Consider the following 19,244-nt stretch of genomic DNA (forward strand, 5'->3'; position numbering starts at 1 on the left):
ACTGTAGAACATGTTTGAGACATTAAAACACGGAGATCTACTAAAAAAAACGGCGGTGGAGGGTGAAACCGATATCGCTCAGATCCATAAAACAATTGATGAAATCAGTGAACGAAATGAGTGGAGGGTGCTTGAAAGCTACAGAAAGCACAAAGTATCGGACACGCATTTCACACCATCGACTGGCTACGGCTACGATGACATCGGCCGCGATACACTGGAAAAAGTCTATGCCGACGTCTTCGGCGGTCAAGCGGCCCTTGTCAGACCGCAGATCATCTCGGGAACCCATGCGATATCAATTGCTTTATTCGGCGTTCTCCGTCCGGGAGATGAACTTCTTTACATCACAGGCAAACCGTACGATACCCTCGAAGAGATTGTCGGCGTCAGAGGTGAGGAAAACTCGGGGTCTTTGAAAGATTTCCAGATCGGATACAGCCATGTCGAGCTGACTGAAGAAGGAGCCGTTGATTTTGACCGCGTGGCAGAGTCCGTCACACCGCAGACAAAGGTCGTCGGAATCCAGCGCTCAAAAGGCTACGCCGATCGTCCGTCTTTTACAATTGATGAGATTGAGAAGATGATTCGCTTTGTTAAAGAAATAAACGAAAACATCATCGTTTTCGTCGACAACTGCTACGGCGAATTTGTAGAAGAGCGTGAGCCGTGCCATGTTGGAGCGGATCTGATGGCAGGCTCGCTGATTAAAAACCCGGGAGGCGGCCTCGCTAAAACAGGCGGCTATATCACCGGCAAGGAAAAATGGGTGAAAGCCTGCTCCTACAGAATGACGTCACCTGGAATCGGAAGTGAAGCCGGTGCGTCGTTGTACACCCTTCAGGAAATGTACCAGGGCTTTTTCCTTGCGCCGCATGTTGTCTCCCAGGCATTAAAAGGAGCCGTGTTCACAGCCCGCTTTCTTGAAAAGCTCGGCTTTAGGACGAATCCTTCGTGGGACAGCAAGCGGACCGATTTGATCCAGTCTGTCGAATTTTCCACCCCGGAGCAGATGATCGCGTTTTGTCAGGCGATTCAGTACGCTTCTCCTGTCAATGCCCATGTGACACCATATCCGAGCTATATGCCGGGCTATGAAGACGATGTTATTATGGCGGCCGGCACTTTTGTACAGGGAGCAAGCATTGAACTATCAGCGGATGGCCCTATAAGACCGCCTTATGTGGCATATGTTCAAGGCGGATTAACCTATTCCCATGTGAAGAATGCGATATGCAGTGCTGTGGATGCGCTCATGAAGCAGGGGTTAATGTAAAGAAAATAAAGAATATTTTCATGTAAAGAATCCTTACATCGTGTTGACACATTATATAACATCACATATAATAAATTTATATAAGAAAAGGAGGAAATTGAGATGAGTGATAAAATTCGCCGCTCAATGCCCTTATTTCCGATAGGTATCGTCATGCAGCTGACCGAACTGTCCGCAAGACAAATTCGGTATTATGAGGAAAATGGACTGGTATTTCCTGCAAGAAGTGAAGGGAACAGACGTTTATTTTCATTCCATGATGTAGATAAGCTGCTCGAAATTAAAGATTTGATCGAACAAGGTGTAAACATGGCGGGGATCAAACAAATTTTCGCCAAAACAGAAAACGAACGAAAAGAAGACAAACAAGACAAGCCGAAAAAAGCAGAGAAACACAACTTGTCGGATGAAGAACTGAGAAAACTGCTGAAAAACGAGCTTATCCAAGCAGGCCGTTTCCAAAGAGGGACGACATTCCGCCAGGGAGACATGTCCAGGTTTTTTCATTAATTTGTTAGCAACTGCATTGCTATATACATTTACCTTTTAGAGGAGGAGTTTTACGAATGGCAAAGTATACAAGAGACGATATTGTTAAACTAGTAAATGAGGAGAATGTAAAATATATTCGCCTTCAGTTTACAGACATTCTTGGAACGATTAAAAACGTTGAAATTCCTGTGAGCCAGCTGGAAAAAGCACTTGATAATAAGGTTATGTTCGACGGCTCTTCAATCGAAGGATTCGTCCGCATTGAAGAATCCGATATGTACTTGTACCCTGATTTAGATACATTTGTGATTTTCCCGTGGACCGCCGAAAAAGGTAAAGTAGCCCGCTTCATCTGCGATATTTATAATCCGGACGGCACGCCGTTTCAAGGCGATCCGCGCAACAACTTGAAGCGCATTTTGAAAGAAATGGAAGACATGGGCTTCTCAGATTTCAATCTTGGACCGGAGCCGGAATTCTTCCTGTTCAAGCTTGACGAAAAAGGCGAGCCTACCCTTGAACTGAACGACAAAGGCGGATACTTCGACCTTGCGCCGACTGACCTTGGCGAAAACTGCCGCCGCGACATCGTACTTGAGCTCGAAGAAATGGGTTTTGAAATCGAAGCGTCTCACCACGAAGTTGCACCTGGACAGCACGAGATCGACTTTAAATACGCTGGAGCCATCCGCGCTTGCGATGATATCCAAACGTTCAAGCTCGTCGTTAAAACAATCGCGCGCAAACACGGCCTGCACGCAACATTCATGCCAAAACCGTTGTTCGGCGTAAACGGATCAGGCATGCACTGCAATCTATCACTCTTCCGAAACGGCGCCAACGCTTTCTTTGACAAAGACACTGACCTTCAGCTGAGTGAAACGGCAAAGCAATTCATCGCCGGCATCGTCAAGCACGCAACAAGCTTTACAGCTGTGACAAACCCGACTGTCAACTCTTACAAGCGCCTAGTTCCAGGCTATGAAGCACCTTGCTATGTGGCATGGAGCGCGCAAAACAGAAGCCCATTGATCCGTATCCCGGCTTCCCGCGGCATCAGCACGCGCGTAGAAGTCAGAAGCGTAGACCCTTCTGCGAACCCGTACCTTGCTTTGAGCGTACTTCTTGCAGCAGGACTTGACGGCATCAAAAACAAGCTTGAAGCACCGGCTCCGATCGACCGCAACATCTATGTGATGACAAAAGAAGAGCGCCTCGAAAACGGAATCGTCGACCTTCCTGCGACACTCGCAGACGCTCTCGAAGAATTCAAATCAAACGAAGTCATGGTCAAAGCCCTCGGCGACCATCTATTCGAACACTTCGTCGAAGCAAAAGAAATCGAATGGGATATGTTCCGCACACAAGTCCACCCTTGGGAGCGCGAGCAGTATATGTCTCAGTATTAATCTAGGAATCCCTTGGCACCAGTGGTGTCAGGGGGTTTTTTGTTTTTGTGGGTATTTTTAATATTTTAAGAGGGAACATTAATCACCCACAAATCACCCACAAAAAATCAATAAAAAAATTACTCCATTATCGTGGAGATATACTCTTCATATCTATTCATTGAATCCATGTCGATCCTGTCCGGCTCCGTCGGTAAGCGATTCAAGCCATCTGGCGGCATTCAGGAAAAAAGTTAATGCTCTGTTTGGGAATAAAACTGTGTCAAAGACAACATCATCTACGAGCCAGTCAAGCAAATCCACAGGGACCATTCTGGAAAAAAGGGTCGTCCGGTTCCAAGGTCAAGTCGCTGCAGAAACGCTTGAATGCCGCTGGCTTCTTTCTGCCGAAATACGGGGCCGATGAGTCTTAAGGGGATGAATCTGTGCAAGCTGTTAAAGCTCTGCAAAAGAAGGCGGGTATCGCGTTGGATGGAATTTACAGACCGGCTACAGAAAAAGCGCTCGTAGCTATTGAAGCGAAAAAGAAAAAGCCTTCCTCAAACGGCAAAAAATCATCCTACCCGCTGCCGTCTGGCATCTATAAGGTAAAAAGCCCATTGATGAAAGGCACAGCTGTCCGTCAGATTCAGGAGGCTTTAGCTGCCCTCTATTTCTATCCAGACAAAGGAGCAAAGAATAACGGCATAGATGGTTATTACGGGCCGAAAACGGCGAATGCGGTCAAACGGTTCTAGCTGATGCATGGGCTGTCTGTTGACGGTATTTACGGGCCAAAAACGAAGGCAAAACTCGAATCATTATTGAAGTGAAGACAAGGTCTTCTATCTTGAGGGTCTTCTTATACTAACCTTTTATCAGATAGAAAATTAAAAGTTTGTAAAATTCTTAAAAACAGCAGTTACAAATAGTTGGTTTATATGTTAATATATTACTTGTAAATATAAACTATAGGAGGTTGTTTTTGGTATGAAAAGTATGAAGGCTAGGGTGTTAATGGTTCTTTCAGCATTTGCACTTCTAACCACAGTAGTATTGACTACGCCAGCGGCTACCGTACAAGCAAAAAATGCAACAGAAAGTTTGATCAATCATCAAGAAGTTAGCAATGTCGTGCAAAATGTTGATGAAAAAGACATGGAAAAAGCGAAAAAGTTTGTAGAAGAAGCATTGAAAACCAATGAGAATTTTACATATTCTGTAGACCGTCAAAAAGCACTCCAAATTGGTTTTGCTGTAGATCAGGTAACAAATATGGCGATGTTTTATGAAAACTTGCCAACAGAACAAGTGAAATTTTTAGAGGAAGGGAAACAGGTTGCGGTAAAAGGCGATAATCAAATCAAGCCTATGTTTGTGCCTGCGTTACCTTGGGTTGTTTACATTTCATTGCAAGAATTAATCGCACTTTTGACAGCACTTGGATTAGCGGGAGTGGCACAACAGTTTTTAAAAGATGTTTATACACATGGGATCAAACAAGCATGCAAAAAGTTTTCAAAGAAACATAAGAAGATTAAAGACTTCTGTAAAAATAATGGATATCCTACGAAGTAAGAAAAGCTCCTGGAAATATTCCAGGAGCCTTTTATAAATAAATCGTACAAAAACCCGCAAAAACACCCATTACGAAGTAATCGTTACTATCTAATTTCTTACCGTTTTTAACAAATACATTTAAAGCCCAATTCAATTTTGTACCATCAGCCGTTTTTGTAATCAATTTTTTGCTGATACTGTAGTACATTACTTTGAAGAGGGCGAATGCAATTGTACCGAACAAATAGAACAAGATAAACTTACCAAAAAACAAAAGCATTGCTGGTCACTCCCACTTTTTGAATTCTTCAACCAACAACTTGATTTTACCAAAAATGTTTATAATAGAAAAGGAGACGTTTGTAACATCTTCACCTGTCAAAAGAGGAATTTTTTCGTGATAACTATAGACTTGAGTATACAGTTTGTAGCAGGACTTGGCGGCATCAAAAACAAGCTCGAAGCACCGGCTCCGATCGACCGCAACATCTATGTGATGACAAAAGAAGAGCGCCTCGAAAACGGAATCGTCGACCTTCCTGCGACACTCGCAGACGCTCTCGAAGAATTCAAATCAAACGAAGTCATGGTCAAAGCCCTCGGCGACCATCTATTCGAACACTTCGTCGAAGCAAAAGAAATCGAATGGGATATGTTCCGCACACAAGTCCACCCTTGGGAGCGCGAACAGTATATGTCTCAGTATTAATCTAGGAATCCCCCCTGGCACCACTGGTGCCAGGGGGGATGAATTTTGGTCAAAAGATTGGGTGACCAAAATATGACCAAAAAAATTTGAAGTTTCAATCTAACTCCATAATCGATGAAACATAACCTTCGTAATCTTCGATTCTATCTTGGTCAAGTTTCTTACTGATATTGGGAGTAAACATCAGCTGCTTTTCTTAATATATTTCATGTCTGTACCTGAATTCCAAGAGTAAAACCACGTGTGTTAGGCGAAAAGTGTGGTCAGCTTGGAATGACGCGGCAAAAGTGACCAAATACTGATTGGAATGAATATGTTATATTTAGGGGAACAATAAGCGAAGGGGAAACTATTAAATGTTTGAGTTGGATAAGATGATAAACAAAGTAAACGGCCTTAAAGAAGAGCACGCAAAGGGAACCCTTAAGGTTATTTGCGGAAAACTGGATAATCTAAAACACGCGGGTGGTCAATATACAGAGAAAGAATTTGTTGAAGATATTCGATCAATGATTGAGGATTTTCCAGAATTGGATAATAAAGAAGAGAATAATGAATAAAAAACCCTTCTTGCAAGAAGGATTTTTTTTATAACAATACCACACCGACGACATATACGATCGATTTAGTTATAAACAATTTTTTTAAAACGGGAGGTTTTGAAAAAGCGAAATAGTAATAACTAAGGTTGATAAAGAGCCCAAAGATATCAAAGATACAATTTTTCGGTTGTTTTGCTTTTTTGGAGATTTACTTAATTCATAGATTAATGCACTCCATAAAAGTATGGATGCCAAAATAATAATACTCATATACACATAATCCTCCTTTTTATGGTTAACATTGTCATCGATTTTACCACATTTAGGATTGAGATGTCGATGAAATAAGCATCTTTATTTCATTCTTTGACTGAAGAACAAAACCGTTTGTTTTCAACTCGGACATTATAGTTCCTTCGGAGTTCTCACTATGAACACTGGCATTCACTTACTCTCTAGTATGAGTTCCTTATTGAAATGTCTTTATTTCTTTTGTTGTCGAAAATGAAATGAAAACCTATCATATCCAGAACAGAAAGAGGCATTGAAACAAAAAGGTTAACAAAATGAGGTTGCAAGCTGCAGCCTTTTTAGTTTGAAAAAAGTTAGTACAAATGGAAAGAAATCATCCAACACACTGTTGGCCGGCATCTTTAAAGTGACAAACGCATGAAATGAAAGGAGCGGCTGTACGTCAGGTTCAGGAAACGTTGGCTGTTCTTTAGCTCTAAGAGAGCAAGGTATTGACGGCAATACGGTCAGAAAGCGGCGGGACCGTCACTGATGGTATTTACGGGTCTAAGACAAAAAATAGAAAAGTTAAATTACACAACAATTAATAGAATGAAGTATAAGCAGATAAAAATTTTGAACGAAATCTGTTGAGTTGAAGGGAAATTAAATTGGTCTTGAGGAATAAAAAGCTGATTTAAGAGGGAAAGAAACAATGCTGCTGAAAAACAACTATTGACATATGTAAGTAAATAGAATAAATTAATTATTGTTATAAAAAACACCTAATTTTATTATAGCACACAAGATATAAAAAGTCAATGTTTTTTTAAAAAAAGATGCTTTTGAAAGGAAGAGAGGTTATGAACTTATCTCGTTTTTTGAATTCCATTCAATTATCCCCTCAATCAAAACCTATGATGGAACTGCTTGAATTAAATGAAAAAACAAAAGAGCATGGCTTGATCTTAACACCCAGCGATATCAAAACATTAATCGTTTATAGAAATAAAGTGCTTCATGATCATGGACGTATAGAGCTGGGGATTGAAGTACTAAAGGAATTAATTGAGGTGTTTGCTGCTTCACCCTATATGGATGAGGATCATGATGTCGAAACGTTAATCGAGCTTCAGGAGATTTTTTATTATCTCAGAAATGAAACAGAAGATAAGATAGGTGACATGAAACTGATTCATCAGATGATGGAGTGTTTTAACGGACCTTCTGCGGGGTCTTTAGAGTTATTAAGAAGTAAAATGGAGGAACTCGCGGAGAGTTTCAGAAGAAATACGATGAGAAGTGAGTCTTTATATAAAGGTGATGAATAACATGGGAAAAGAAAATACTTTAAATCGCTATGATTTGGTTTCAAATTTTACGATTGATAAATCAAAGTTAAAGCAAAGCCAATTTATGTTGTCGCTTCTAAAAGAAGGCCAAAGGGTTGGAGTTATTACCAGCGAAAAAGCTTACAAGATACAGGTAGAGATTATGCAAATCCTGCAACGATTGATAGGCCAGTATACCAAAGGGGAAAGTACGTCGGTTACTACAGAAACGGCGGAAGGGATTATGGTTTCCCTCATGTATGCAATAGATGCTTATGCTCTCCATTTTGAGAAACCTGAAGAGGTTATCGTACATTTACGTTCTGATAGTATAAAAAAAATATATACCAAAGGTGTCGAATTACTTCACTGTTATTTTGAAGAAGCTAAACAATTGTATCAAGACGTAAAAAAATTAAAGTTAGATGTGCCTGTTGATGCTTATAATTTAACCATTGACGAATCGTTACCTGTATTTATGAATCATTATAATATTATTTTTGAAGCTCAAAATACGATGGCGAGCATTGACTATCCTTTAGCTATTGACAACATGGAACTGCAAGGTGTTTTTTATATTAAACAGTATTTAGAGCGACTGCTGATAGAAACGAGATTCTGTCACTTTTTTAACCATCACGATCTAATGTATATCTTGACAAACTTCGGGAGAATATGCCGCTTTAATTATCGCATAGAACTTTTTAATATTTTTGAGTTAATGATAAACAATGCTGTTTTTTCACTGCTATCCGGGGGCGAAGCCAATCAAGTCAGAATTTCTGAAGTTCAATATGACAGGTTGAGTCGGTTGTTAAGTGATTGCCATGCTGATAAAAGGGCAAACTTGATTAACGAAGCATTTGATCGGTTACAGCGGGATTTAAAGACAGATCAAACGATTACTGATTATATCAATTTGTATCGCAATGAATGTATTCAAAGGGTAAATAACGCTGCGGAAATTGATGGCTTCAAAATGTTGATCATCAGAGAAATTGAAGAGAGAGAAAAACCAATAGCGTTAATGTTAAATGAAAATGATCGCATGAGTGATATTGAAATGCGGAAATTGGTGGATTGCATCATGGAAAGAAAAAACACAGCAGAAAAAATATCGCTGATCCGCGATCATTTTGTTTCACTGCATGATTATTTGGATTTGCTAAATTCGGGATGTCTGTTTGACGACGAATATAACGCACTTTTTGCTACGTTTGGGAATTTTGAATTGGCCATTTTTGCGAAAATTGTATTTTATGAAGAATTAAGAGGGGGAATCCTCAATTTCATTGACATTGTTGCTGACTGCTCTGAAGCAAAGAGCGAGTGGGAAACATATTATATGAAATTTATTAAACAATTAGAAGATGAGCGCATTGCAACGATTGGACAGCTCATCAATGATATTGACTATGAGGAGATATCGTTTTATTAAGTTAAAGACGTTTTTATAAGTTTTTACAAAGGAGAGTCTAAAGAAAGACGAAGATAAATAACAGCACTCGATAAATGCAATCTTATCCCGCCAAGAAAGTTATTTTTCAACACAACTTAAAAGCTTAAAGTAATTCTACTCCAACTTGCTTAGTGAATTTTACTTTTATTCTCTCTTCTTCTCCAATACTTACAACCATGAAATTTTCAACTTTCTTAATGCTAGTTACGTTTTGAAAAACACCTGTAAATACCGCGAAATCTTTATAGGTTATATCCAGGCTGCAAGTTAGTTGATAAACATCCAGCGTCAAGATTAACTTGAAGTTTTGATTATCTTTATAAGTATAAATAAATTCGCCAGCCTCTGGATCATCAGCTATACTGACTAGCTCGCTCTCAAAAAGTTCCAGTAAATCGTATTCTTATATTTTATAAACATCCAAGTGACTCCTTAAAAATAGTGATATTACTGTAATAGCGTCTCTATTTTCACTTGAAACTACTTTAATCTCTTTTGTTTCATGGAAAAAGCATAATAATGAATAATTTAATACGAAGGATTTAGTAATAAACAAATTAAAACGGAAGTTTTTGAAAAAGCGAAATAGTAATAACTAAAGTTGATAAAGAGCCCAAAGATATCAAAGATACAATTTTTCGGTTGTTTTGCTTTTTTGAAGATTTACTTAGTTCATAAATTAATGCACCCCAAAAAAGCATGGATGCTAAAATAATAATACTCATATACACATAATTCTCCTTTTTATGGTTAACATCGGCATCGATTTTACCACATTTAGGATTGAGATGTCGATGAAATATTCATCTCTATATCATAGCATAATCAATCAAAATTAAAGGTGCTCAAGAGATTTCTTGAGCACTTTCATACATCCTGATCAGGCATTCATATCGCCTAACCCGGGACTATGTTCATTCGGTATTTCCGGAAGCACGGGGACAGGAAATCCTGCGGGAGGCTCTGTTACTTTTAACTCTCCGCCATTACGGCTTGGAGATTTTCCTTGATAGATTTCTCCGATTCTTGTCTCATCCAACCTGAAGTTAAACTGGGCATTGTGGTAGCCTAATTCAACAAACTTTCTGCACTCGGGATATTTATTAATGTCGTAATTCGGCACAGGAAAAAGGTTCGCCCAGTCAACCCCCAATGTCTCAAGGGCTTTGGCAAACGCATTTTGGTGAGCATTGTCGCGTACAATAAGAAAAGCAAGGGTCTCCCGAAATGTCTGATTAGAGCTCATTTCATAGATCCTTGTTTTTTGCAGCACGCCTGTCGACTCAAGAACCAAGTTATCCAGCAGGTCGGCAATTAAGTTTCCGTGGTTATACACCCAAGATCCATTCCACGGATTCCCCCCTGCATCAACGGGAAGAGAGCTTTGCGCCCCGATAATATAATGATGAGGATTAGCATTTTTAATCGCTTCATTGAGGGGAGCCTGATCTGCACCTTGATTGCCGGCTCCTTCGCCGCCTGATTCATCTAATAAAGCATTAATTGTACTTTGTACCAGTTCAACATGAGCAATTTCCTCTAAGAAAATGCCCCGGAGCAGGTCACGGTATTGTTTCTGTTTTCCCCTGAAATTTGAGCTTTGAAAAAAAAACTGCATCATCGTACGCATTTCTCCAAAATGTCCGCCTAAAATTTCCTGCAACACTTTAGCGGCTGCCGGGTCTGGCTTGTCCGGTTTAATGATATTTATAAGTTCCTCTTTGTAGTAATACACAACATACCTCGCTTTTAAATGATTGATTTCTTATATCATTTGTAAGAGAAGATAAAATATACAGATATTTTCTTCTCAGCAAGAAATAAAACCAGAATGAAAAAATCACAAATAAAACACGAAAAAAATATATAAACAAGAGAGCCGCAAAATAATTCCTATTTGAACCCGACTTATTCGAATTTTCGGAAAGAGAAAACGGCGAAATTGATAGACGGAATGGGCGGATTGATGAACTTACAAAAAATCCCCCTGGATTTTCAAGGTTTTTTTGTTAGTTAAACTGGTCCCGAAATGCTCATATCGATCATAAAAGTCTGGATTTTCGTTGGTAGTTCATTAGAAATGGGTTTTTATAGCCAGCGGCTAATTATTTGCGGATTGAAATTTAGTCCAGACCAAAAAGGACTTTCATAACCGAACATTGGAATGCTGGTTCCTTTTAGAAAAAGAATTGGCTATGTTGGTTTTAAAAGGAGAGAAACTTTTTTTGAAATCTTAAGTTCAGTCATGTCTGTCGTAATCGTTTATTAAAAACCTTAAACAAAGGTGTAGACACTGGTCAATGTACAATATCAGGATCGTACTAAAAAACAGCAATTTTCCAACACAAGCTACATATTTTATTCAGCATTCTATGCAAAGTTCCTCTTGAAAAAGAGATGACTACAACTTGTCAATTCTGTTCATTTTTCCATAATTTCTGACTATCCACTATGTATACTGCATTTGGGGGATTATCATATACTGAGCTTAAATTATAAAAAGTATTCAACCAGGTTATTTTTGCATGCAGCTTTAGTAAGTTTATCAAGCAACTGTTCCCTGAATCCCTCTTCAATTACCTAAAACTACCTGTTAATTGAAATGGAATCCAGCGATTAAGTGAGCATTTGTGAGATAATCGTATAAAACCGAGGGAGGCGAAGTAACTTTAATCAAGTGTTGGCTTTTTACATAATCTTTGGCGTTTGCATTGTTACACAACAATACTATAATGGTATTGAGTGACATGGATCAAGAAGGTTAATTAAGTAATATGTGTAAATTATATTGAGTGAGTTTGTTTGTAAAATATGTAAAAAATTGAACATTCTTACCTTCTTTATTGTCTTCACGTATAAATATTAAAATTATTTGAAAAAGAAGGGGCAATAGGGAAGGAGGTTGCTTTCGAAGGCGATTTCACGATTCGCCCTTCTGAGTCGTTCAGATGTCTTTGGATTTAAGGAAAGCAAAATTGAAGTCAATCTTTAGAATAGCCCTAATCCATATCCATTATTGTTTTCAGAGGAGGAATATTAAATGAACATTCGGGAAATCGAGCTTCCGGGAATCGGATATAAGTTTGAAATCTTTACAAAAAATCAGGATAAGTTGGTCATTGTAATCCATGATGACGGCCGCAGAGAAATTTATCATTTTGATGCTGACGATCATGAAGAGGTTTTGGTCAGTGCTACTTTTAATGATTCTGAAGCCAGAAAAATTGCAAGTATATTAGGAGGTATGGCATATAAACCTAAAGCTTTAGAAACTGTAGAATTTGCCTTTGACGATACAATCATTGAATGGTATCAAGTAGAACCCAATGCACCTGCTGTAAATAAAACGATTGGCGAAATTGATATTAGAAATAACTTTGGAGTTACTGTTATTGCTGTTAAGAAAAAGAACAGCAAAAAGTCACACAATCCGGGATCTGATACAGTTATTGAAGCTGGCGACACATTGGTTGTTTCAGGAGAAAGGCAGCAGATTAAAGAATTAATTAAAAAGCTGTTATCAACCTAAGGAGTGGAGATTATAGATGGATCACTTAGTATTTGAAGTTGGTACGGCACTTGTTATAGTTGCGATTGGGGCTGTTGTTGCAAATAGACTAAAGTTTTCAATCATCCCCTTTCTAATTATTCTTGGGATGATTGTAGGCCCGCATGCTCCGACGATTGGGATCATCGATTTAACATTTATCGAAAGTAATGAGATTATTCAATTTCTAGGCCGAATAGGTGTGCTTTTTTTACTTTTCTATTTAGGGCTTGAATTTTCCGTTGGCAAACTGGTCAAATCAGGTCAAAACATCGTAGTAGGCGGCAGTATCTATGTAGCCATTAACTTTATTTTAGGTCTCCTGTATGGATTAATCGCAGGCATGCCTTGGATGGAAACACTCATTATTGCTGGACTGCTTAGTGTATCTTCCAGTGCGATTGTAGCCAAAGTTCTTGTCGATTTAAAAAGAACAGCGAATCCAGAAACAGAGCTCATCCTGGGGATTATTTTATTTGACGATATCTTTCTGGCTTTATTTTTAACAACTGTATCAGGAGTTTTGCTTGCAGGGTCTACATCCTTTCTCGGTATCTTCACCTCTGTACTTATTTCTGTTGCTTATATGTTACTGTTCTTTATTATCGCTCGAAAAGGAGCTTCGTTATTAAATAAATGGTTAAACATAAAATCAGATGAAATTTTTATCATTGTGATATTCTCGATCTTATTTTTTGTTGCGGGATTTTCAGAAACGCTTCACGTGGCAGAAGCGATTGGTGCCTTATTGTTAGGTTTAGTTTTTTCTGAGACCGAGCATCGGGATCGCATTGAACATCTTGTCGTTCCATTCAGGGATTTCTTTGGCGCAATTTTCTTTTTCAGCTTTGGATTAAGTATTGATCCATCAACATTAGCAGATGCCATTTGGCTGGCATTAGGGGCAGCTTTACTTACGATAATAAGCAATTTTGTGGCTGGAATGATTTCTGGACGGAAAGCGGGGCTATCCCATAAGGCCTCTAGTAATATCGGATTAACCATCATGGCTCGGGGAGAGTTTTCTATCATTGTAGCAAATTTAGGGGTCGCTGCAGGATTAAATCCTATTTTAACTCCTTTTACCGCGCTTTATGTTCTCATTCTGGCAATTTCAGGACCATTTATGGCAAAAGAAAGTAAGAATGTTTATAAACATTTAAACAAAATTTTCAAGTGGAGCAAACCTCCGGAAAAGAGCAAAATGAAAACACCCATTTAATCTATATGCCTATCTTCCGTAGCGGCATCAGCTATTTCTCTTAAACTTACACGATCAACATAAAATTTCAATTCGTCGCTTTTCTTCAATAAAAATCAGTTTCTTTCTTCTTTAAAAAAGCTACGTTGCTTTGCACTATTGGTGTGAGAGCTGCAGCGGATGACTTCACTGTATACATTTACCTTTTTTGTTTTATAGAAGCTTAGGCTGATACATTCGGCAACTGGGGCCTCGTGCGATCCTGCTTCATCCTATTTCAAAGTAGTGCCGCAATTGATTGTGAAATCATTCTCATTAATGTTTTGCGGCATCCTGCTTGCCATAATGGGGGACGTAAAGCAATAAAATGAATGAACTGCAGTCGCCATTGGTTACTAAAAAGGCGGATACAAATAGAAGTGTTAGACATCATCCTTCCGCTATGCAGTAAATTAAGCTATTAGTTTGGCATTTTAGAACGGCGTCTGTCATTAAACTACTGATTGAAATGTAAGGGAGTAAATTATGTTTTTAATAGGTCTTGCTTTGGCGTACTTTATCAAGCAGCCGATATTAAGTTTTGGAACGGTTTTTCTTTTCATCTATGGACTTAGATTTTCTTCCAAAGGTATTAATGCTGAAAAATATGATTACTATATCAACCTATACAGACTTATATTTTGCTTTATAATACCTTTCCTTAACTTTTTTATGTATTGGTCAACAATAGGTGGAAATGCGGGATTCGGGTTTACGTTTAGTCCGCTTACCATACTGCAAAAGCTGTCTTTCTTGTCACAGGTTATCTTGATATTCTTACCCGAGATTTGCAAATTTTTATCTCGTAAAAACTTAATTCAAATTGATGAAAAGAAACAAAAATTAGCATCAGCTTTTTATCCAATTGCTTTAATCCTAACAATTTGTATGGCGTATAATTAAGGGGCTTAAACAGCGGCGTTGCTCTAACAAAAAATATTGAAGTTGCGAGAGGCAAGCGATAAGAATATAAAAGCAGTTTGTGAAAGTTAAAGGAGCTCCTCTTTTGGCCAAACGTCTCGTCCATAAAAGCGCTATTACTAAAATCTTCAGGAGGGCAAAAAGTGTTTTTTGCAAAGATCATCGATCGTTTAGCTTTATATGATTTGCACAGAAAAAGAAGTAAAGATCAACATTTTTCCGCTTTTTCATTGAATTTGATTGACAGGGGGGAATTCTATCAAGCAAAAGCGGCTGATGTCGCCATTATGCTTCATGAATCAAGAAAAAACTATTTGGCTGGACATTTCAGCTATGAATCTTTAATTCCATCCGGGGACCCTGTCAATGATGTTTTAAAAGGCGAGGTTTTTTTTATTAAAAATGATATAAATCAGCCTAATGTTATTTTTGTGCACGGCTGGCGAATGGATTCATACGACAGAATAAAAAAGATATTTCATGATCGTATCATGAACGATTTAGGCTGGAACATGTACTACTATCCTCTTCCGTATCATTTTGAAAGAGAGCCGGAACATTCACTTTACAGCGGAGAATTGATGATAAGCGCGAATTTGAATCGTACGGTTGATTCGGCGAGACAAGCTATCGTCGATTTACGGGCTCTCATTCACTGGATCAAAGCAAATAAAACCGGCCCTGTTATTATAGTGGGCGTCAGTTTAGGAGGGTGGATGACAAATTTACTGGCTGCCCTTGAGACTGAAATCGACATCGTGGTATCGATATTTTATGCCAATCGTCTTTCTTATGCGATATGGAATACCATCCCGGGTAAATTCATAAGAGAAGAATTGGAACAGCACGGTGTGACATATGAAGATTTACAAACATATTGGGAAATTACAGATCCCAGCCAGGCTGTGCCGAAAGTTAATAAAGATAATATTTTGCTGATTTCCGCGGCACATGATCAATATGTTCATATACAGGATGCTGATGATTTGTGGGAAAGCTGGGGGAAGCCCGAAAGACGTCTCTACAATTGCGGCCATGCCGGAATTGTTCTTTGCCGCAAAAAGCTGGCATTAGATACGATTTCTTTCATCCGAAAAAAATTAAAGCAGATTCATAAGTAATTTCAATATTAATAAGCGGGCAATTTCCAGAATGCTAAATCATTATATAGGAGGCTTTTTATGTACTTTGTTTCCGGATTTGTTTCAGTTTTGTTTGGTCTCGTCATGCTATTTATCTTACGGTTGTTATCTGTTGCTTTTCCTCATGATATAACTGATGCAGCTGGCAATGATGAAGCTTCAGCTTATTTTCAATCATCTGTATTATTTTATCCGGTGCTGCTGCTTATTTTAGGCGTAGTCTTGATTATCGTTCATTTGCGAACAAATGATAAGGAGAAGGATTAGTTCAAAGGGGAGTGAAAAATGGCTAATCCGTAATATTGGGCCAAGGTGAGCGGAGTGGTGAGACAGTTTGTTTCGATCTAAACATACTATCTCAAAAGTTTATAAGTTCACATCTGATGAATCAGATATCCCAATGAAAATGAGAAAAGCCCCTTCCATAGCAATGAGAGTAGAGGGAGAACTTGAAATCAAAATAAATGAATTACATATTTCAAAAAAATATCGCCTTATTGGAATTTTATGTTTCTCTAAATGAGTGGATTAAAAAGATCAAGAAAAAAACAAAGTTATGGAGTATAGATATCACACCACGGAGTATGAAAAGGGCGAACCCATTATTTCATTGATACCATTTGATTATAAGGCTCGACTAACGACCATTTGGGAAACTCAACAATCATATAATGTATTCGACCTTGATTACATCACCGGAAAAATGGAAATTTTACACGAAAAACTTGGACGTGATATTGAACATCATTATAGGATTTCATTGAAAAGCATTGTTGGTAAGATCCCATTAAGAAAATATTGATTTATCCTAAAGGCTAAAAACAGGGGCCGAGTTTAAAAACACCTTATCTGCGATGTGAAAATAAAATGCATATTCTAAAAGAAGCGGGTATATCAATGGCTATGAACGACGAATCACAATACCATTGATATGGAAGCATCCAAAAAAGGAGAACAAAACAATGAACTTTTGGCACGAGCGCTTTCAAGATGAGAACTATGTGTATGGAACGGAACCGAATGCGTTTTTGGCAGATTCGCAGAAAAAACTTCAATTGTCGGGTGATGCTTTAGCCATTGCAGAAGGCGAGGGGCGCAATGCGGTTTTTTTAGCAGAACAAGGGATGAACGTCACGTCATGGGATTATGCCGAGTCAGGGTTGGAGAAAACGAAAAAGCTTGCTGAAACCCGTCCTGTATCGGTGAAGACGGAGCTTGTTGACTTAAATGAAGCGTCTTGGAATCAAGGGCAGTGGGACGAGATTGTATGTATTTTTGGACATTTTCCAGAAGAGCTGCGTCGAAAAACACTTCTTGGAGTAAAAGAAGCCGTGAAGCCCGGGGGATTTTTCGTGACGGAAGTGTATTCGACGCACCAAATTCCTTACAAAAGCGGCGGGCCGCAGGATCCGAAGCTTTTATATACACCGGAAGAATTTTTACAAACCTTTTCAGATTGGCGTATTGTCCACTTTTTTATGGGGGAAGTCGTTCGTCATGAAGGGGCTTGGCACAACGGCCTGTCTCATGTCATTCAATTTATTGGTCAAAAGCGCTGAATACTCCGAGGAAATATGATTTTAAAAAGGTGCCGTTTATGGCGCCTTTTTTGCGTAACTTTTTTCACCGTCATCACTACTATTGTGATGAAAGCGGGGGAAATGATGAAAAACAAAAATGGACTCAAACGGCTGCTGATAATCAGCAGCGCATTTCTGCTTTTAATTGGCGGGGGATATGTCAGTGCAATGATCTTCGGAAAGAAAGTGGTGTATGAAGGAGAGGGGGAAAGCGGTCTGTGGCATGCTTCGATTGAGAAATCAGATAAAACGTCAATCGGGCCTAATTATTTTTTGAATTTGTATTGGGATGGCGCGAAAGAAGATGCGAAAAGAACGATTGTGAAAACAATCACCTTATACATAGACGGCAAAAAGTATGATGATAGAGGAGAATACGATCTTTCTGAGTATACCGGAGAGGAAATGGATGACGGAGGCCATATGGAAGATCATATCGCGACTTTTGATTTTATGCCTGAAGAGGATGTCATCGGGCATGCGTTATCAGTCAAAGTGGAGTGGAAAACCGGAGATGAAGAGAACGCAGAAATAATGAAATTAACCAAGATTCCGTGGTATAAATGAAACGACAATCACTGAATAAGGAAGTGATTTAAAATGAATGAAATTGAGATCAGAAGGCCGCAAATTGACGACGTTGAAGAGCTGAATCAGTTTTTCAGAATCGTGGTCGAGGATACTTTTGCTAAAGAGGGGATATCCGATCTGCTTGATGATCAAGAAAGTGAAATTGAAAGTAAGAGGCAATACTTGAAAGCAGACTTAGACAGCAAAGGGAAGAGCCGGCACTTTTTTATCGCTTCAGATCAACGTCTGAATAAAATCATCGGTACAATCGAATATGGCCCTGCAAGCGAATTGATCGATATTTGTACGGATGGGGCTTTAAAGGATTTATATGAGGTAGGGACGGTATTTGTCCACCCGGATTATCAAAGACGCGGAATCGGGTCTTTGCTGTTCAACGTTATGTTATTGACCTTTCTGAATCGGGGAGTGAAGGAATTTTGTTTGGACAGCGGTTATCCCGGTGCACAGAAAATATGGAAGAAGAAATTCGGCGAGCCTGACTATATGCTGAAGGATTATTGGGGGAAAGGATATGATCATATGATTTGGAGGAGACGGACGAAGGATATGCCGATTGATACAAGAACATCAATAACGTAATCATCCTTTATATTCCATATACGTTTTAACGATAAAAAGAACTTTTCTTGAATTTATTTTTAAATAAATTGTTAAAGTTAAAAAAGTCCTATAAACTATAATGGAATCTTAATTTTAGGATGTGGGAGATATGTTCGACGAAAGAGAAGCGTTGCGTTTGAGACTTGAACAGCTAGGTGATGCGGAGATTCAGGTGATGCGGGAATTGCGAAAAGAACGACAGGACATTTATTCGAAGCTGCGTGAATTGGACCGGGAGAGTGATCCCGCAATTAATAAAAAATCTTCATTGATCGACTTGGCAAGCGCTGCAGCAGAGGAATTAAAACAATCCCAAATTGCCGCTGACAAACATCCGCCCATCAAGACTCCATCTCATACTATTTTCCAATCAAAAACAACCATACAGCGCGAGGCTGCCTTAAACATTTTAAGCCGCTATGAAGAGGGCTTGAAAGGCATTAAGCTCAAAACTGAAATCGAGAAAGAAACCGGCTTTCCGATTAAAAACATGACGACATTTATGAAGAGCTTAATGAAACATCGCCCAGATATTAAAAAGCCTGCCCGCGGCCATTATATTTTGCATAAAGAAAAAGACCTTTGAGGTTTTCGTCATAATTCTAGATTCATATATGTCATAAATCAGAGCG

Annotated in this window: 17 protein-coding genes and 3 pseudogenes; 18 read left to right on the plus strand and 2 right to left on the minus strand. The window is 38.9% G+C overall.

Going from position 1 to position 19,244, the window contains the following annotated elements; translation table 11 throughout:
• The first annotated feature begins 10 nt into the window (after positions 1–10).
• The 9 genes and pseudogenes from MKZ04_RS05135 to MKZ04_RS05180 all read left to right on the plus strand — a co-directional run bounded on the left by MKZ04_RS05135 (position 11) and on the right by MKZ04_RS05180 (position 8,967).
• Positions 11–1,276, plus strand: a complete 1,266-nt coding sequence (locus tag MKZ04_RS05135) for a methionine gamma-lyase family protein (protein WP_341045435.1) — start codon at positions 11–13, stop codon at positions 1,274–1,276.
• Positions 1,277–1,378: 102 nt separating this feature from the next.
• Complete coding sequence (locus tag MKZ04_RS05140; RefSeq protein ID WP_026579672.1) at positions 1,379–1,786, plus strand: MerR family transcriptional regulator; 408 nt, start codon at positions 1,379–1,381, stop codon at positions 1,784–1,786.
• Between the two features lie 56 nt (positions 1,787–1,842).
• Positions 1,843–3,177, plus strand: a complete 1,335-nt coding sequence (glnA, locus tag MKZ04_RS05145; RefSeq protein ID WP_020451550.1) for a type I glutamate--ammonia ligase — start codon at positions 1,843–1,845, stop codon at positions 3,175–3,177.
• 557 nt (positions 3,178–3,734) lie between these two features.
• A pseudogene (locus MKZ04_RS05150) lies at positions 3,735–3,989 on the plus strand (peptidoglycan-binding domain-containing protein); the annotation flags it as partial.
• Between the two features lie 157 nt (positions 3,990–4,146).
• The gene (locus tag MKZ04_RS05155; protein WP_105980972.1) at positions 4,147–4,734 is read left to right on the plus strand and encodes a hypothetical protein; all 588 of its coding nucleotides are present in this window, start codon (positions 4,147–4,149) and stop codon (positions 4,732–4,734) included.
• A gap of 394 nt (positions 4,735–5,128) precedes the next feature.
• Positions 5,129–5,425, plus strand: a pseudogene (locus tag MKZ04_RS05165) (type I glutamate--ammonia ligase); the annotation flags it as partial.
• A 356-nt stretch (positions 5,426–5,781) separates the two neighbouring features.
• Positions 5,782–5,985: a hypothetical protein gene (locus tag MKZ04_RS05170; RefSeq protein ID WP_023857616.1), complete on the plus strand. Its 204-nt coding sequence runs from the start codon at positions 5,782–5,784 to the stop codon at positions 5,983–5,985.
• Positions 5,986–7,061: 1,076 nt separating this feature from the next.
• A complete protein-coding gene (locus MKZ04_RS05175; protein WP_020451555.1) occupies positions 7,062–7,529 on the plus strand; it encodes a DUF6323 family protein in 468 nt (155 codons plus the stop codon).
• Between the two features lies 1 nt (position 7,530).
• On the plus strand, positions 7,531–8,967 hold the full coding sequence (locus MKZ04_RS05180) for a DUF6179 domain-containing protein (protein WP_025810909.1): 1,437 nt from the start codon (positions 7,531–7,533) through the stop codon (positions 8,965–8,967).
• A 124-nt stretch (positions 8,968–9,091) separates the two neighbouring features.
• Here the strand turns inward: MKZ04_RS05180 and MKZ04_RS05185 are convergent.
• Positions 9,092–9,408: pseudogene (locus MKZ04_RS05185) on the minus strand (hypothetical protein).
• A gap of 460 nt (positions 9,409–9,868) precedes the next feature.
• Positions 9,869–10,723, minus strand: a complete 855-nt coding sequence (locus tag MKZ04_RS05190; RefSeq protein WP_020451558.1) for a manganese catalase family protein — start codon at positions 10,721–10,723, stop codon at positions 9,869–9,871.
• 1,305 nt (positions 10,724–12,028) lie between these two features.
• On the opposite strand from MKZ04_RS05190, the gene MKZ04_RS05195 reads away from it, so the two are divergent.
• The 9 genes from MKZ04_RS05195 to MKZ04_RS05230 all read left to right on the plus strand — a co-directional run bounded on the left by MKZ04_RS05195 (position 12,029) and on the right by MKZ04_RS05230 (position 19,198).
• Entirely contained in the window at positions 12,029–12,517 is a 489-nt protein-coding gene (locus MKZ04_RS05195; RefSeq protein ID WP_020451560.1) for a cation:proton antiporter regulatory subunit, read from the plus strand.
• 16 nt (positions 12,518–12,533) lie between these two features.
• A complete protein-coding gene (locus tag MKZ04_RS05200) occupies positions 12,534–13,757 on the plus strand; it encodes a cation:proton antiporter (protein ID WP_020451561.1) in 1,224 nt (407 codons plus the stop codon).
• A 1,082-nt stretch (positions 13,758–14,839) separates the two neighbouring features.
• Entirely contained in the window at positions 14,840–15,817 is a 978-nt protein-coding gene (locus MKZ04_RS05205) for an alpha/beta hydrolase family protein (RefSeq protein ID WP_341045438.1), read from the plus strand.
• A 60-nt stretch (positions 15,818–15,877) separates the two neighbouring features.
• Positions 15,878–16,105, plus strand: coding sequence for a hypothetical protein (locus MKZ04_RS05210; protein ID WP_023857612.1), 228 nt, complete (start codon positions 15,878–15,880; stop codon positions 16,103–16,105).
• Between the two features lie 289 nt (positions 16,106–16,394).
• The gene (locus MKZ04_RS21795; RefSeq protein WP_436231765.1) at positions 16,395–16,640 is read left to right on the plus strand and encodes a DUF7878 domain-containing protein; all 246 of its coding nucleotides are present in this window, start codon (positions 16,395–16,397) and stop codon (positions 16,638–16,640) included.
• 160 nt (positions 16,641–16,800) lie between these two features.
• A complete protein-coding gene (locus MKZ04_RS05215) occupies positions 16,801–17,397 on the plus strand; it encodes an SAM-dependent methyltransferase (protein ID WP_145654418.1) in 597 nt (198 codons plus the stop codon).
• 105 nt (positions 17,398–17,502) lie between these two features.
• Positions 17,503–17,985 (plus strand): DUF4944 domain-containing protein, encoded by a 483-nt coding sequence (locus tag MKZ04_RS05220; protein WP_026579661.1) that lies wholly within the window; start codon positions 17,503–17,505, stop codon positions 17,983–17,985.
• Between the two features lie 33 nt (positions 17,986–18,018).
• Positions 18,019–18,591: a GNAT family N-acetyltransferase gene (locus MKZ04_RS05225; RefSeq protein WP_020451567.1), complete on the plus strand. Its 573-nt coding sequence runs from the start codon at positions 18,019–18,021 to the stop codon at positions 18,589–18,591.
• A gap of 130 nt (positions 18,592–18,721) precedes the next feature.
• Positions 18,722–19,198 (plus strand): Rok-like winged helix domain-containing protein, encoded by a 477-nt coding sequence (locus MKZ04_RS05230; protein WP_020451568.1) that lies wholly within the window; start codon positions 18,722–18,724, stop codon positions 19,196–19,198.
• Positions 19,199–19,244 lie beyond the last annotated feature (46 nt).

The organism is Bacillus sp. FSL W7-1354, from assembly GCF_038002405.1.
In the GTDB taxonomy this organism is placed as follows: Bacteria; Bacillota; Bacilli; order Bacillales; family Bacillaceae; genus Bacillus; species Bacillus paralicheniformis.

Bases quoted from the DNA above. Each gene is read 5' to 3' on its own strand.
- MKZ04_RS05215 (WP_145654418.1), top strand. From the start codon at position 16,801: ATGAACTTTTGGCACGAGCGCTTTCAAGATGAGAACTATGTGTATGGA.
- MKZ04_RS05140 (WP_026579672.1), top strand. From the start codon at position 1,379: ATGAGTGATAAAATTCGCCGCTCAATGCCCTTATTTCCGATAGGTATC.
- MKZ04_RS05180 (WP_025810909.1), top strand. From the start codon at position 7,531: ATGGGAAAAGAAAATACTTTAAATCGCTATGATTTGGTTTCAAATTTT.
- glnA (WP_020451550.1), top strand. From the start codon at position 1,843: ATGGCAAAGTATACAAGAGACGATATTGTTAAACTAGTAAATGAGGAG.
- MKZ04_RS05135 (WP_341045435.1), top strand. From the start codon at position 11: ATGTTTGAGACATTAAAACACGGAGATCTACTAAAAAAAACGGCGGTG.
- MKZ04_RS05170 (WP_023857616.1), top strand. From the start codon at position 5,782: ATGTTTGAGTTGGATAAGATGATAAACAAAGTAAACGGCCTTAAAGAA.
- MKZ04_RS21795 (WP_436231765.1), top strand. From the start codon at position 16,395: ATGGAGTATAGATATCACACCACGGAGTATGAAAAGGGCGAACCCATT.
- MKZ04_RS05220 (WP_026579661.1), top strand. From the start codon at position 17,503: ATGAAAAACAAAAATGGACTCAAACGGCTGCTGATAATCAGCAGCGCA.
- MKZ04_RS05195 (WP_020451560.1), top strand. From the start codon at position 12,029: ATGAACATTCGGGAAATCGAGCTTCCGGGAATCGGATATAAGTTTGAA.
- MKZ04_RS05155 (WP_105980972.1), top strand. From the start codon at position 4,147: ATGAAAAGTATGAAGGCTAGGGTGTTAATGGTTCTTTCAGCATTTGCA.
- MKZ04_RS05200 (WP_020451561.1), top strand. From the start codon at position 12,534: ATGGATCACTTAGTATTTGAAGTTGGTACGGCACTTGTTATAGTTGCG.
- MKZ04_RS05225 (WP_020451567.1), top strand. From the start codon at position 18,019: ATGAATGAAATTGAGATCAGAAGGCCGCAAATTGACGACGTTGAAGAG.
- MKZ04_RS05230 (WP_020451568.1), top strand. From the start codon at position 18,722: ATGTTCGACGAAAGAGAAGCGTTGCGTTTGAGACTTGAACAGCTAGGT.
- MKZ04_RS05210 (WP_023857612.1), top strand. From the start codon at position 15,878: ATGTACTTTGTTTCCGGATTTGTTTCAGTTTTGTTTGGTCTCGTCATG.
- MKZ04_RS05175 (WP_020451555.1), top strand. From the start codon at position 7,062: ATGAACTTATCTCGTTTTTTGAATTCCATTCAATTATCCCCTCAATCA.